The sequence below is a fragment of the Actinopolyspora biskrensis genome (assembly GCF_013408175.1).
GTDB classification, from domain to species: Bacteria; Actinomycetota; Actinomycetes; order Mycobacteriales; family Pseudonocardiaceae; genus Actinopolyspora; species Actinopolyspora biskrensis.
Genome location: NZ_JACBYW010000002.1, coordinates 488651 through 503716, shown reverse-complemented (window position 1 = coordinate 503716; position 15066 = coordinate 488651). Strand labels below are relative to the sequence as shown.

Sequence of the window (15066 nt, the reverse complement as noted above, 5' to 3'; positions counted from 1 at the left end):
CGGAAGAACTGTTCATTCGTCAACCTATACGGCGGTTCGCCACTTCTCACGCTTTCGTTCCGCACAGCGGAACGGGATCTTCTCCGCACGAGTCCCTCTCTCGCACCGTGGTCGAGGACCGGCTGGGAGGAGAACGGCACATGAAGTCGAAGAAAACCGGAAAAACCACCGATGTCATAGCGAATCGTCCAGGGACATCAGGAGCTCCGGAATTGCTGCACGAAGCGGTGCTGAACCGGGCGGCGAGCGCTCCGGAGGCAGTCGCCGTGGCGACACGTCGGGAAGAACTCACCTACGGACAGCTGGCAGAGCGGATCACGCGGTTGAGCCGGCGGCTGCTGTCGGCGGGTATCGGACCGGAGCAGCTGGTCGGCGTCAACATGTGTCGTTGTCCGGAGCTGGTGATCGCAACCCTGGGAATCGTCGGGGCCGGAGGAGTCTATGTTCCACTGGACCCCGCTTATCCGTCCCCCCGGTTGGCGGAGATATACGAGGACTCCGCTCCGTCCGGAGTGGTGCGGGGCCCGCGGGCCACTCCCCTGGCGGAGCTCTCCGGTGGCCGGGACCCCGGAAATCCGGTGGTGGTCGACATCAACGAATCATCCGCTCCCGACACCGGGAGCGAAGCCGAACTCCCCATGCTGTCCACCGACAACGCGCTGTACGCGATGTACACCTCCGGCTCGACCGGCAAACCCAAGGGAGTGGTCAACACCCACGGTTCGGTCGTCGAAATGCTGCGCTGGATGGAATACGAGTTCCCGTTGAGCGGGGATTCGAGGGTTCTGGTCAAAACTCCGTTCGGTTTCGACGTCTCCGTACTGGAGATGTTCTGGCCACTGCTGTCCGGAGCACGTTTGGTGCTCGCCGATCCCGAGGGGCACCAGGACCCCGCCGACCTTGCCGAGACGGTGGAGGAGCAGGGCGTAACGGACATCACCTTCGTTCCGACACAGCTCCCCTATTTCCTGCGCGAACTCGATACCTTCCGGGGTGGCTCACTGAGACGTGTGTTCACCGTGGGCGAGGATCTCCCGGTAGAACTGCTGCGGGAGTGCCGGAGGCGGCTGCCGAAGGCGGAAGTGATCAACGCATACGGGCCGACGGAGGCCGCAGTGGCAACCCTCACCCACCGTTGCGGTCCGGCCGACACCGAACGGTCCCGGGTACCGATCGGAGCTGCCCTAGGACACACACGTGCTCGCGTGCTGGATCCGGACACACTCGACGAAGTCCCGCGAGGAGAGCGGGGCGAGCTATTCCTCGGCGGTCCGCAGCTCGCCCGCGGCTATCTCAACCGCCCGGCGACCACGGCGGAACGCTTCCTGCCCGATCCGCGCGCCGACCCTCCCGGAGATCGGCTCTACCGGACCGGAGATCTCGCACGAAGCAGAACGGACGGAGCGATCGAGTTCCTCGGTCGGCAGGACCGCCAAGTGAAGATTCACGGGAACCGTCTCGAGCTCGGTGAGGTCGAGGCTGCATTGCGCGAGCTGCGGATCGTCAACGACGCACTGGCCGATGTCCGGACCGACCCCTCCGAAGGAACACCGTCCCTGGTCGCCTGGATATCCACGGACGACGCGGACGACTCTGTGGCCCCGCTGGTGCGGAAACTGCTGCTGAAGCGGATTCCCCGCCACATGATTCCCGGGCGCATCGCGGTGCTGGAGGGATTCCCCGAGCTGCCCAACGGGAAACTCGACCGCAGCGCACTGCCCGAACCGCTCCCCGAGCACACGGAACCGGTCGCCGCGGCGGAAGAGACGAGTCCTCACGAACGGGCGGTGCTGCGGGTCTGGGAGAAGGTCCTCCGGAGCGACGAGTTCGGCCCCGAGGACGGCTTCTTCGAAGTGGGCGGTAACTCGATGCTGCTGTTGAAGGTACGCGCCGAACTCCACACCCAGGGCTACACGAGCATCACCCTGCTGGACCTGCTGGAGAACCCGACCCCCCGCGCTCTGGGAGCACTGCTGCACCACCACGTTCCGGAGAAGGAGTCATGATGCACGAGGACATAGCGATCGTCGGCATGGCCGGACGCTTCCCCGGAGCTTCTTCTCCCGACCTGCTGTGGTCGGCCGTGGAACAACGAAGAGAGCTGCTGTCCGCGCTCACCGTGGACGAGACCCACACCGCGGGGGTCGGGCCGGAGGTTACGGACCTGCGTAACTACGTTCCCCGCGCCGGGGTGCTGGACGGTGTGGAGTTGTTCGATTCCGGTTTCTTCGGCATCGGCAAACGAGAGGCCGACCTGCTGGACCCCCAGCAACGAGTCCTGCTGGAATGCTGCTGGGAAGCACTGGAGAGCGGGGGCTGTCCTCCGGACTCCTTTCCCGGGGACGTCGGGGTGTTCGTCGGTGTCGGGGCTTCCTCCTACCTCCTGCTGGAGGGAAACGAATCCCCGTTCAACCTCGGAAGGGCGGAGGACACGCTCAGGCTGATCACCTCCGACAAGGATTTCGCCGCCACCAGGATCTCCCATCGCTTGAATCTGCGCGGACCGGCGATAACTGCCCAGAGCGCCTGCTCCACCTCGCTCGTGAACGTGCATTTGGCCGTACAGAGCCTGCTGCACGGGGACAGCGACGCTGTACTCGCGGGAGGAGCTTCCGTCCGGGTACCGCATCGGGTCGGCTATCTCCACGAACCCGGGGGGATTCTCTCTCCTGACGGCCGTTGTCGTCCTTTCTCCGCGGAGGCGAGCGGAACGGTGCCGTCGAGCGGAGCCGGAGTGGTGCTGCTCAAACGAGTCTCGGACGCAGTGGCCGATCGCGACCATATCCACGCCGTGATCAAGGGATCGGCCGTGAACAACGACGGCGGGGGGAAGCTCTCCTACACGGCCCCCGCGATCGACGGACAGGTCAAGGTGATCACCGCCGCACACGAACGTGCCGGAGTGGAGCCCACCGGGGTCGGCTACGTGGAAACGCACGGAACGGCCACGCCGCTCGGGGACTCCATGGAACTCGCGGCCCTTCGCCGTGCCCTCCGGACGGAATCCGTCCCCGGGGAGACCTGGCCCCTGGGAACCTTGAAGGCCAACATCGGCCACCTCGACGTCGCCGCAGGCGTCGCGGGGCTGATCAAAACAGCGCTGAGCCTCCGTCACCGGACGATTCCACCGGCGCTGTGCACCGAGCCGAACGAGGAGTTGTCCGAAGACGACGGCCCGTTCCGGCTGCCCGGCACCGCCGAACAGTGGTCCTCTCCGGGACATCCCAGACGGGCGGCGGTCAGTTCCTTCGGGATCGGAGGAACCAATGCGCACGTGGTGCTGGAGCAGGCTCCCGAGCTCGAGGACGAGGAACGGTCCCGTCCCCACCAACCGTTACTGCTGTCCGCGCGGGACCGGGCCTCCTTGTCCCGCCTGGGAACGCACACAGCCGAGGTGCTCCCGGACGTTTCGCTGCCCTCGGCGGGACGGACTCTGCTCACCGGACGTGGTGAGTTCACGCAACGCTGGTCCACGGTGGCCGACGATGTTTCGGAAGCTCGCGGGGCGTTGCGGAGGATCGAAGACAGGAATCAGCGCTCGGCCACACCGAATCCGGGCACGGCCTTCCTCCTTCCCGGGCCCGGCTCCCTTCGGGCAGGCATGACCTCGGAGCTCTGTGCTCACGAGCCGGTGTTCCGGACCGAGCTGGATCGATGCCGCCGGATTCTCCTACCGGTCCTTGGCAAGGACCTCGGTGAACTGTTACATCCCGTTCCCGGGGCTCCGGCGGGCTCCCACGAGGAACTGCGCCGTACTTCGCTGGCCATGCCCGCGGTCTTCGCCGTGGAATACGCGCTCACCGAGCTGCTGGCGCATTGGGGGGTGGTTCCGGACGCGTTGCTCGGTCACAGCCTCGGAGAATGCGTTGCCGCCTGTGTGTCGGGAGTGCTCGGCCTCCGGGACGGCCTCCGGTTGGCCGCCCGCAGAGGATCGTTGTTGGACTCCCTGCCTCCGGGGGCCATGCTCAGTGTTGCGATGTCCGGGGCGGAACTTCACGGCAGGTTGAACCGGAACACCACGGTCGCCGCCGAGATAGGCCCGGATCGCTCGTTGGTCTCCGGACCGGAGGACGATGTTCGGGAGCTTCGGGAAGAACTGGAGACCGGGGGAACGGGGTGCCAGATCGTTCCCGTGAGGTACGCGGGACACTCAGCCGAGCTCGATCCGATTCTGGAGGAGTTCGGCGATTTCGTGGGAACGCTGGACCTCTCCCCTCCCCGTGTTCCATACCTCTCGAACGTCACCGGAACCTGGGTCACCGCGGAGGAAGCCACCGACCCGGAGCACTGGGTGCGGCAGCTGAGAATGACGGTTCGTCTCGACGAGGACCTCGCCGCGCTGGCGAGCACGGATCACTCGTTGCTGCTGGAGGTCGGCCCCGGCCGCACGATGGGCTCCTGGGCGTCCAGGCATCCCGCCACCGCTTCTACGAGCCGGGTACTTCCCACCCTGGGAGGGGCGGAGGAAGCGACTCCGCCCTATCGCCGGCTGTTGGAGAGTGTGGGAAAGCTCTGGGAACACGGAGTCAACGTGAACCGTGCGACTCTACAACAGGAACACGGAGCCAGCAAAGTCCCGCTACCGCCTCACCCATTCGAACGCACCGTGCACTGGGTCGGACGGTCATCCGAGCATGCCGCCGCACGAACCGCCCCTCCACGAAGCACGGAAGCCGAACTCGCGCGACCTGATAGCGAGGACGCACCAGCACGTCTGGTTCGGATCTGGGAACGGGTACTGGACGTTTCCGGGATCTCGCCTGAGGACGATTTCTTCGCTCTCGGCGGCGACTCCCTCATGGCCGTTCAGCTCTCCTCCGCCGTCAACGAGGAACTCGGTACCGAGATCCGGCCGCAGGACATGCTACGCACCCCCACCCCTCGGGGGCTCTCCGCGGAGATGGCGAAGAGTCCCCGGGAAAAGCCCTGTTCCTCCCCCGGACATCTGACAACACTGCACGATCATCCGGAGCCGCGGTCCCTGCCGTGTCCGCCGCTCTATCTCGTGCATCCGATCGGGGGAGGAACATTGGTCTACCGCGAGCTGTCCGAGTGCCTCCGGTCATCGTGCTCCGTACGTGGCTTCACCGCACGCGGCTTCCACGGCAGTGACGCGACCCCACGGAGTGGAATCGTCGATATGGCGCACGCCTACGCCGAGGAACTCGTGGATGAACTGTCCGGTTCCGAGTTCTGTCTCGGAGGGTCCTCCTTCGGAGGAGTGGTGGCCTTCGAGATGGCTCGTGTGCTGGAACGCGGCGGGACCCCTCCAGCGCTCACCGTACTGATCGACTCTCCGTGGCCGCCCGACGTCCCCCTGGAGGAAACCGACACTCACACGGGACTCCCCGGGGAGCAGGAGGCACCCTCCGAAGTCCGCGAAGGACTGTACCGGCTTCATCGGCATCACACGACGGCTCTACACGAGTACGAACCATCGGAGTCTCCCACCCACCAGGGTCGACTGCTGTACGTACGGGCCACCGAAGAAGCGGCGAAGGAACACGAGCGACCGGAGCTTTCCTGGCGGACGGTCGCTCCCACCATGCGGATAGCGAACTCCCCCGGAGATCACTATTCGATGTTGCGCTCCCCCCATGTGGAGGAGCTGGCACGGCTGCTCGTCGAGCACATGCCACGCGGAACCGAAACGTGACCGCCGGTGCGCGGGTACGGACACGCGTGTCCGTACCCGCGCACCGGTCATCGCCTCGACCGCGGTCCCAGTACCAGCTCGACCACACCGACCGCCAGCGCGGCCCCGACGAAGGAGACCGAGGCCACCAGGCCGTGGGAGATCGCCGCATCGTAGTCGCCGGGCAACTGCGCGAAGAACAGCCCGGAAGCCGTGGCGGTACCGATGGCGGTACCGATCCGCTGCCCGGTCTGCTGCACTCCCGCCGCGGTCCCTCCGCGGGACACCTCCACCTGACTGAGAGTAACGGTCTGGTTCGGCGAGATGACCATACCGCTGCCCACACCGGCGACCAGCAGCGGCAACGCCGTGATCAACCCGGCGGAGCGCCCGGGATCACGGGCCAACAGCAGCTCCGTGGCCAACAGGCCGAGCAGTGCCCCGCTCAACCCGAGCAGCACCACGCTCCGCCCCAGTTTGTGTACGACCCGCCCGCTGAGGGCCGAGGAAAGCGCCGATCCCACCGCGAACGGGGTCAGGGCGAGTCCTGCCTGCAGCGCGGAGTACTCCAATCCGCGCTGGAAGTACACGGCCAGCACGAAGAAAATGCCGGTGAAGCCCGCGAAGTACAGCATCCCGAGGGTCGAGCCGAACGTGAAGCTGCTGATCCGGAACAACCTCAGGTCGATCAGCGGGGAGCCGTCCTTCCTGGTGTAGCGGTGCTCCCACACGACGAAGAGCAGCAGCAGGACCGGGGCTGCGCTCCACAGCAGCCAGCTCCACTCCCCGACCCCCTCTCGGTCGACCAGGGGCAGCAGCAGACAGACCACCCCGGTTCCCAGCAGCAGCACCCCGGGTATGTCGGCACCGCGCAGCTCCCGAGAACCGGTCGCCCGGGGCATGATCCGGAAGGCCATCGCGAGTGCGGCCAAACCGATGGGCAGATTGACGAAGAACACCCACCGCCAACCGTGCTGCGCACCGGCGAGTTCGATGATCAAACCCCCCAGCAGGGGGCCGACGGCGGTCGACAACCCCACGACCGCGCCGAACATCCCGAACGCCGTTCCGCGCTCCCGGCCGTGGAACTGCTGTTGGATGAGTCCGATCACCTGCGGATTGAGCATCCCTCCCGCGGCGCCCTGCAGCAGGCGGGCGATCACGAGCCACAGCGGACTGACCGCCATCCCGGCCAGGGCGCTGGCCGCGGTGAACGCGGCCAGCGCGATCAAGAACATCCTGCCTCGACCGTGGACGTCGCCGAGCTTGCCCATGGGGACCAGCACCAGCCCGAACGTCAGGGCATATCCGGACACCACCCAGGACAGTGCGGTGTGCGGAGCTCCGAGACCCTGTTGGATGGAGGGCAGAGCGACGTTGACGATGCTGACGTCCAGCAAGGTCATGAACCCGGCCAGCAGGCACAACGCGAGAATGCGCCAGCGGTGGGCGTGGCCCTCCTCCTCCCCCTCCGTCGAGGACGGTCCGGTCTCAGCTCGACTCACTACTCACCCCATCAGTGGACATCGACTGGCCGTTCCACCTCATCACGGAGCAACGGGCCCCGCCCGTCGGGTCGTTCGCGGGTCCGGACTGTCCGATTCCGCCCGCCTGGAAGCGGGAGCCGCGGGAAGGACCTCGCTGCGCTGAACGGGATGTCGTGCCCCCGCGCTGCGCACGACGCCGTGTGACGGCGCCTACGCGCCGTTCCGGAGCGCGCTCACGCTCGGTGGCTCCGCGGACTCGGTTCCCTCCGCTGCCGTGGAGTCCGCTGTTGCGGTGTCCGCGTCCGTGCCCGTGTCCGTCTCCGCTTCGTCGGACCGGTTCCGCTGCCGTCGGTCGGCGACCAACCAGCGCCGCAGCGACTCGAGCACGAGCGCCAGCACGAAGATGAGCGGGAAAGCGGTGATGATCGACAGGGTCTGCAGCGCCTCGAGCCCGCCCACGTACATCAGCACGATCGACACTCCGGCCAGCACCACGGCCCAGAACACTCGGTGCCAGCGTGCCGGCTCGGTTCCCCTCGGCAATTCCCTGGAGGAGACGGCGGCCATGGTGTAGGCGGAGGAGTCCAGCGTCGTGGCCAGGAAGAGCACCACCAGCAGCACGAACACGGCCACGACCAGTCCGCCCAGTGGCAGCTGGGACAACGCGGCCATGATCCCTGCGGTGTCACCCTGCGAGCTGACGATGTCCGCGACCGGGAGCACGTCCGAGACCTGGTAGAACATGGCCGTGTTGCCCAGCAGGGCGAACGACACCCAGCATCCCGCGCTTCCCGCTAGGCACATTCCGGAGATCATGCCCCGGATGGTTCTGCCCTTCGAGATGCGCGCCACGAACAGTCCGACGAACGGGGCGTAGGAGATCCACCACCCCCAGTAGAAAACGGTCCAGTCCTCCTCGAAGCCGGAGCCTCCGACCGGGTCGGTGTAGAAGCTCATCTTCACGAAGTTCTGGAAGAGCAGTCCGATGCTGTTCGTGAAAGTGTCGATCATGAACACGGTCGGCCCCAGCACGAGGATGAAGGCCCCGAGACCGAAGGCCAGCCAGATGTTCACGTCGGCGAGCCTGCGCAGCCCCTTCTGCAGACCGAAGAAGACGCTGGCCCCGAACAGCAGGGTCCACACGGCGATCACCGTGACGTCGAGCACGCTTCCCTGCTCCAGGGGCGTGATCCGGGCCATCCCCTCCGAGACCACGGGCACCTCGAGCCCCAGGGAGGTCCCGGCCGCTCCGACGAGGCCGAATATGAACAGCACGTCGATCAGCCGACCCAGCCAACCGTCCGCCCGGTCGCCGAGCACTCCCCGGCACGCATCGCTGAGCCTGAGGGTGCGCTGCTTGCGCACGTGGTAGACGTAGGCCAGCGCGAGCGCGGGCAGGCAGAACAGTCCCCAGGCGGTGAAACCCCAGTGGAACATGGGGTAGGTCGCCGCCCAGTGCGCGGCCTCGACACTCCCCGGAGCCATCTGCATCGGGGGGTCGTTGTAGTAGTAGGCCCATTCGATGACGCCCCAGTACATGATCCCGCCTCCGATCGAGGCGGTGAATATCATCGCCATCCAGCTCAGCGTGGAGAACTCCGGCCGGTCCTTCTCCGCACCGAACCTGACTCGGCCGTACTTGCTGCAGGCCAACCAGACCAGGAATCCGAACACGGCAGCGGCGAACCATAGGTACAGCCACCCGAATTTGCCGGTCAGCAGGCCGAGCACCGCGTCGAGGGCTTGTTGACCGCGCTCGGGAGCCAGCATCACGGGGACGCAGATAACCCCGATGAGCAGCAGAGCCGACCAGAAGACCTGTCTGTCCACCCGAACCGTTCCGGTTGTGGCAGCGATGACGAAAGCACCTCCAAAGTCGTGCGGCCGGCACTGGAGCGGCGCACCGGCCGCCGTGGTGGCACGTGCGGAACCCGGCGCGTTCCGCGGACGGGTCTCCTCGCCCACGGGGATCCGCCGGGCTCGGCAACGGGCGGTTCGAGCCTCTCCGTCGGGGCGCCTCGCGGGACGTCACGGCGAAACCACCGACGAAAACCGTTGCGATTCAACTGACGTGCCAGTCATTCAACGAAGCACTACCTTGGACGCAACAGCCGAAACAAGTCAAGTGCCACCTAAATAACAGCTGGTCAAACCCATACTGTCCACTTGTAAACACGGACAAAAACAAGATCAGCATCGCAACGCTTCCCCCGGTATTGCGATAATCGCAATCGCATTGGTAGGGTTCTCACTCGTGCAAGGGTCCACGGACGAGCTTCGTGATCGGGTCCGCGCGGTGTTGCGCGAGAGCCCGCTCAGTCAACGAGCCTTCGCCGAACAGATCGGCCTGGACGCGACCAAGCTGTCCAAGTCGCTGTCCGGAACCAGGAGGTTCACACCGAGCGAGCTCACCCGCATCGCCGAAACCGGCAACGTCACGGTCAACTGGTTGATCAACGGCAGCGACGAGATCGAGACGGTGGCCGCCGCTCCCAAGCGCAGTGCGCGCGTGGAGTCCGGAGCGGGGATCTCCGGCGAGGCGGGACGCTATCAGCAGATTCTCGACGCCGCGTGGCAGCTGATCGCCGAGCGCGGGTACCACTCGGTCCGGGTGTCCGATGTCGCTCGTGTCTGCGGCACGAGCGCCGCCACGATCCACTACTACTTCCCCGGCAGGGACGACCTGTTGACCGAGACGCTGCGCTACTCGGTGCGGTTGGCCTTCGACCGGCAGGTCGCCGAGTTGCACGCCATAACCGACGCGTACCAGCGACTGTTGCGCCTGGTGGAACTGCAACTTCCCACACCGGGGATTCTGCGCCTGGAATGGTCGGTCTGGATGCAGGTCTGGAACGAGAGCACGCTGCGTCCGGAATTGCGCGTTCTGCACAGCGATTCCTACAAGCGCTGGCACGACACGATCGCTCGTACCATCCGGGAGGGACAGCACCAGGGAGTCTTCGTCGAAACCGACCCCGAGGAACTGACGATGACCCTGACAGCGCTCATCGACGGCCTGGGAATCCAGGTCATCACCGACAGGCCCGGCCGCACCGTCGACGGGATGCACAAGGTTCTGCAGGACTTCGTGGACAGAGAAATCGTGCGTTCCTGACATCCGGGCAGAACAGTTTTACAGAACATTTTTCCGGCTCCCGGTCGCGTACTGACGCGACCCGGTGAGTGCTGCGCTGTACGAGAAAGGTCACGAGAAATGCAGGACGAGATCATAATCACTGCCGCGCTCACCGGTGCGGCCGACACCCCCCGCAAGAGCGAGCACGTACCGGTGACCCCGGAGCAGATCGCCCAGTCCGCGGTGGAAGCGGCGAACGCGGGCGCCGCCGTGGTCCACATCCACGTCCGCGACCCCGAGACGGGCGAACCCTCCCGGGACACCAAGCTCTATTCCGAGGTGGTGCGCCGGATCCGCGAGACGGGGACGGATGTGGTCATCAACCTGACGGCGGGCATGGGCGGAGACCTGTTCATCGACCAGGAGGACCCGCTCAAACCGGTCGACGGAACCGACCTCGTCAACGGTCTCGACCGCCTGCCGCACGTGGAGAGCCTGCTGCCGGACATCTGCACGATGGACTGCGGATCCCTCAACTTCGGCGACGGCAGCCAGCTCTACATCAGCACCCCGGACATGCTGCGGGCCGGTGCCCGGCGCATCCAGGAGCTCGGGGTGAAACCCGAGCTCGAGGTGTTCGACACCGGACAGCTGTGGCTGGCGAGCAGGCTCATCTCCGAGGGCGTCATCGACAAGCCGGCCCTCTTCCAGTTCTGCATGGGGATCCCCTACGGAGCCCCGGCCGATCCCGGCGTGCTGCAGGCGATGGTCAACATGCTTCCGGAGGGGTCGAACTGGGCCAGTTTCGCGATCGGGCGTGACCAGCTGCCCTGGGTCGCGCAGTCCGCGGTGCTCGACGGACACGTGCGGGTGGGACTCGAGGACAACCTCTACCTGCGCAAGGGCGTCAAGGCCAGCAACGCCCAGCTGGTGGAACGCGCCGTGACGATCCTGGAAAGCATGGGCGGAACCGTGGCCTCGCCCGCGCGGGCCAGGCACAAGCTCGGGCTGCGGAACTGACCGCGGCACCGACCCGCACTTCCGAACAACACGTCGACCGGAGGCACTACTTGAACGAGCAACGGACAGCTCCGAACGAGGTAAGCAGAATAGCCTGCATCGGGGCCGGGGTGATCGGCGGCGGCTGGGTCGCGCACTTCCTGGCGCGGGGGTACCGGGTCACGGCCTGGGACCCGGCCGCGGACGCGGAGTCCCGCCTCGAACGGCTCGTCGACGCGGCGTGGCCGGCTCTGCGGGAACTCGGTTTGTCCGACGAAGCGGCGCGGGAGAACCTCACCGTCGCACCGACCCTCGAACAGGCGGTCGCGAACGCGCAGTTCGTTCAGGAGAGCGCCCCGGAGCAGCTGGAAGTCAAACGCGACCTGCTGGCCCGGATCGATGCGGCCACCCCCGCCGGTGTGGTGATCTCCTCCTCCACGTCCGGTTACGAGATGACCGACATGCAACGCGACTGCGCGGATCCGAGCAGGCTCGTGGTCGGGCACCCGTTCAACCCTCCCTACCTGATTCCGCTGGTCGAGGTGGTCGGCGGTACCTCCACCGCCGCCTGGGCGACTCGCTGGGCCGCGGAGTTCTTCGAGATCACCGGCAAATCGGTGATAACCATGGACCGCGAGGTCCCCGGGTTCGTCGCCAACAGGCTGCAGGAGGCGCTCTGGCGCGAGGCGCTGCACATGGTCGACAACGGCGAAGCCACCGTCGAACAGATCGACACGGCCATCACCGAGGGGCCCGGCCTGCGCTGGCCGCTTTTCGGACCGTGCATGACCTTCCACCTGGCCGGCGGCGAGGGCGGCATGGCACACATGCTGGATCAGTTCGGTCCTTCCCTGAAGTCGCCGTGGACCAGGCTCGACGCTCCCGAGCTCACCGGGGAGCTCCGGGACGCGATGGTCCGGGGATGCGAGGAGGAGGCAGCCGGGCGCAGCATCACCGAACTGGTCGGTGACCGGGACCGCGCGATCATCTCCGTGCTCCGCGCCGTGGGCGAGGCCCGGAAGGGAACGGAATGAGCCTGCACTCCCAGTACCGGGTCCGCCCCGAGTGGATCGACTACAACGGGCACCTCAGCGAGGGCTACTACGTGTTGGTGTTCGGCTTCGCCACCGACGCGGTTCTGGACGAGATCGGTGTCGACGCGCGGTACCGGAGCACCACGGGGTGTTCGGTGTACACCGTCGAAGCCCACGTGCGCTACCTGCACGAGGTCGGTCCGGACGGTGAGCTGGAGGTCACGAGCAGAGTCGTCGCAGCGGCGGGAAAGAAGCTGCGCATCTGCCACGAGATGAGCGTGGACGGCCGGCTCGTCGCCACCGAGGAGGTCCTCGCCGTTCACGTGGACGGCGCATCGGGCCGGGCGACGCAGCTTCCGGAGCACGTGGCCCGGCGGGCTGCCGAACTCGTCGAGCCCCTCCCCGAGTACGCCGGTCGCTCGGTCGGCTGAACAGTGTTCGGCAGACGAACACGGCCGTACCGGCGGGACGGTCGCACGACGTGTGAAACCGGTGCGGTCTTCTGCCCGTTCCGCTCACCCGACCGGAGGTAACGGACTTGTGATTCATCCCATTGCTGGGTAGGTTTCGACCAGTCCCGGCGGAGGTGATCGCATGTCGGATGCCGACGAGATCCTGGCCGAGCACCACGACACGGTACTGCTGTTGACGTTGAACCGTCCCGCTCGGCTCAACGCGTGGACGCCGACGATGCGGCATCGCTACTGCGAACTGCTCGAGAACGCCGATCGGGACCCAGCTGTCCGGGTCGTGGTGCTGACCGGCGCGGGGAACGGTTTCTGCGCGGGCTCGGACATCACGGCACTGCAGCCCGACGGGCTTCTCCCCGGGCAGGACGCGCGGCACAGGTTGGCATTGAGCATGCGACTGCGCAAGCCCGTGATCTCGGCGATCAACGGGACCGCTTCAGGTGCGGGGCTGGCGGCCGCGCTGTTCACCGACATACGTTTCACCACCCCCGGGGCGAGCCTCACCACGGCGTTCAGCCGGGCGGAGCTGGTGGCCGAGCACGGGATAGCTTGGCTGCTGCCGAGACTGGTGGGGCTCGGCCGGGCGATGGACCTCCTGCTGGCCGCACGGAAGATGACCGGGATGCAGGCCCATGCGCTGGGACTGGTCGACCGGGTCTTCTCCGGGGAAGAGATGCTGGCCCGGACCATGGACTACGCCAGAACACTGGCGCGGGAACGCTCGCCCGCGGCGATGGCGACGATCAAGCAACAGGTCTACAGTGGGCTGGAGGCGGGTACGGAAATCGTGGCCTCGGAGGCCCACAACCGCATGATGGCTGCGCTACGTGGAAGCGGTCGCACGGAACCCGCACGTGGCGCACGGCACCGGGGCGAGCCGTACTTTCCCCCGCTGGACTGACTCAGCGGGTGCGAGGGCCCGGAGCGTCGCACCGCCCGGGACCGTCGGGGCGAGTCGGACGAGCACGCTCTTGTGCGCAGTACCTTGTCGATCGATCCGCGCATCGTTGACGGGAGTGAGAACCATGGACTTCGAAACCCCGGAAGGCGACGCCGTCGAACAGTCCCAGGTCTACGAGGAGACGGCGGACGAAGCCACGAACGAGGACAGCACCGGTCCGGACCTGACCCAGGACGCCAATCCGGCCGACCTCGCCGAGCAGGACATCGCCGTTCCCGAGGAGGACGACTACGACCACGGTTGAGTTCTCGCCTCGCCCCGACGACGCACGTCCCGGCCCCCGGCCGGACGCACAGGTCCGCTGCGGATCCGACCAGGACTTCGTTCAAGTCCTGGTGCGCCCGTTCGGCCGTGGCAGCTCGCTGGTGTTCCTGCGGCGTTCCCGGCACCGGAAACGCAGCCACCCGAGCAAACCAACCCGTCGACCCTCTAAACAGGCCACAAGCCGAACAACTCGGCGAAGCCCTCGCGCCAGCTCGGCCAGCGGGGACGCCACCCTGCTGCTTCCCGGAAGCGGAAGTTCGTGGCCCCGCACTGCTCGGTCAGCTGGTGGACCGTCCCCCAGTCCAGCTGTTGCCTCGCCTGTTCGAGGGTGAGGGAGACCGGTTCCGGTCCCCCGATCATCCTGGCGTAGGTGGGTAACCACTCCGTGCTCTCCGCCGGTTCGTTGTCCACGACGTTGTAGGCGGCCGGCTCCAGATCGCCCAGCGCTTCGAGCACGGCTGCCGCGGCATCCTCCACGTGGGTGAAAGAAGTGATGCCGCCCCCCTGCTCCACGAGCGGCAACGCGCTGTCCCGCACGAGATCGTGGACGGCTCCCGCGGGCCCGTACCAGGTGTCCGCGCCGTACAGCACGCCGAAGCGCAGGGCCAGCCCCTCGAGCTCGGCGCTCTCGAACAGCTCCCGTTCCAACGCGTCCACGGCTCGAAAGGTCTCTCCCCAGTGGCCGGGCGCCCGGGTGTACAGCGGCGCCTGCTCGTCCAGGATGCCGGGCGTGTCCGGATCGTAGGCCGCGGCCGAGCTCTGGGCCACCACGCGTCGCACCCCCGCGGCCGCGGCCGCGGAAACCAGGTTGCTCGTGCCCCGTCTACGCAACAACGCCGTTCTGCGCAGTCCGAGCGCTCGTTCCTCCGCCCGGAAACCGGAGGCCAGGTGCAGCACCACCTCGGGACGCGCCTCGTCCAGCAGCGGACGCAGCCGCTCCTCGTCGAGCAGGTCCCCGCGAACCACCTTTTCCGCGAAACGGGAAACGTCCCCGGCCTCGCTCTCGTGCACGAGAGCCGTGACGTGATGGCCGTTCTCGGCCAGCATCGGCAGCAGCGGACGACCGATCACACCGGTTGCCCCAATCACGAACACTCGCAAGGGCACGACACCTCGCAGGCCGATCGACAGCAGCGACCC

At 66.8% G+C, this 15066-nt stretch carries 11 protein-coding genes; 8 read left to right on the top strand and 3 right to left on the bottom strand.

Going from position 1 to position 15066, the window contains the following annotated elements; genetic code table 11:
• Positions 1-212: 212 nt before the first annotated feature.
• A complete protein-coding gene (locus FHR84_RS07895; RefSeq protein ID WP_179534792.1) occupies positions 213-2006 on the top strand; it encodes a non-ribosomal peptide synthetase in 1794 nt (597 codons plus the stop codon).
• Entirely contained in the window at positions 2006-5656 is a 3651-nt protein-coding gene (locus FHR84_RS07890; RefSeq protein WP_179534791.1) for a type I polyketide synthase, read from the top strand. The genes FHR84_RS07895 and FHR84_RS07890 overlap by 1 nt, the downstream gene beginning before the upstream one ends.
• 47 nt (positions 5657-5703) lie before the next feature.
• Here FHR84_RS07890 and FHR84_RS07885 read toward each other — a convergent pair whose 3' ends face one another.
• Both FHR84_RS07885 and FHR84_RS07880 read right to left on the bottom strand, forming a co-directional pair.
• On the bottom strand, positions 5704-7140 hold the full coding sequence (locus FHR84_RS07885) for a DHA2 family efflux MFS transporter permease subunit (protein ID WP_179534790.1): 1437 nt from the start codon (positions 7138-7140) through the stop codon (positions 5704-5706).
• Between the two features lie 192 nt (positions 7141-7332).
• Complete coding sequence (locus tag FHR84_RS07880) at positions 7333-8952, bottom strand: BCCT family transporter (RefSeq protein ID WP_343075192.1); 1620 nt, start codon at positions 8950-8952, stop codon at positions 7333-7335.
• A 424-nt stretch (positions 8953-9376) separates the two neighbouring features.
• On the opposite strand from FHR84_RS07880, the gene FHR84_RS07875 reads away from it, so the two are divergent.
• The 6 genes from FHR84_RS07875 (at position 9377) to FHR84_RS07850 (ending at position 13906) form a co-directional block, all read left to right on the top strand.
• Positions 9377-10237 carry a TetR family transcriptional regulator C-terminal domain-containing protein gene (locus FHR84_RS07875; protein ID WP_179534789.1) on the top strand — a complete coding sequence of 287 codons (861 nt, stop codon included), beginning with the start codon at positions 9377-9379 and terminating at the stop codon, positions 10235-10237.
• A gap of 99 nt (positions 10238-10336) precedes the next feature.
• On the top strand, positions 10337-11218 hold the full coding sequence (locus FHR84_RS07870) for a beta-keto acid cleavage family enzyme (protein WP_179534788.1): 882 nt from the start codon (positions 10337-10339) through the stop codon (positions 11216-11218).
• 50 nt (positions 11219-11268) lie between these two features.
• Positions 11269-12231, top strand: coding sequence for a 3-hydroxyacyl-CoA dehydrogenase NAD-binding domain-containing protein (locus tag FHR84_RS07865; RefSeq protein ID WP_179534787.1), 963 nt, complete (start codon positions 11269-11271; stop codon positions 12229-12231).
• On the top strand, positions 12228-12662 hold the full coding sequence (locus FHR84_RS07860) for a thioesterase family protein (protein ID WP_179534786.1): 435 nt from the start codon (positions 12228-12230) through the stop codon (positions 12660-12662). The genes FHR84_RS07865 and FHR84_RS07860 overlap by 4 nt, the downstream gene beginning before the upstream one ends.
• A 163-nt stretch (positions 12663-12825) precedes the next feature.
• Positions 12826-13602, top strand: coding sequence for an enoyl-CoA hydratase-related protein (locus tag FHR84_RS07855; protein ID WP_179534785.1), 777 nt, complete (start codon positions 12826-12828; stop codon positions 13600-13602).
• 124 nt (positions 13603-13726) lie between these two features.
• Positions 13727-13906, top strand: a complete 180-nt coding sequence (locus FHR84_RS07850; protein ID WP_179534784.1) for a hypothetical protein — start codon at positions 13727-13729, stop codon at positions 13904-13906.
• A gap of 185 nt (positions 13907-14091) precedes the next feature.
• On the opposite strand, the gene FHR84_RS07845 is transcribed toward FHR84_RS07850, so the two are convergent.
• Positions 14092-15033, bottom strand: a complete 942-nt coding sequence (locus tag FHR84_RS07845) for an NAD-dependent epimerase/dehydratase family protein (protein ID WP_179534783.1) — start codon at positions 15031-15033, stop codon at positions 14092-14094.
• Positions 15034-15066 lie beyond the last annotated feature (33 nt).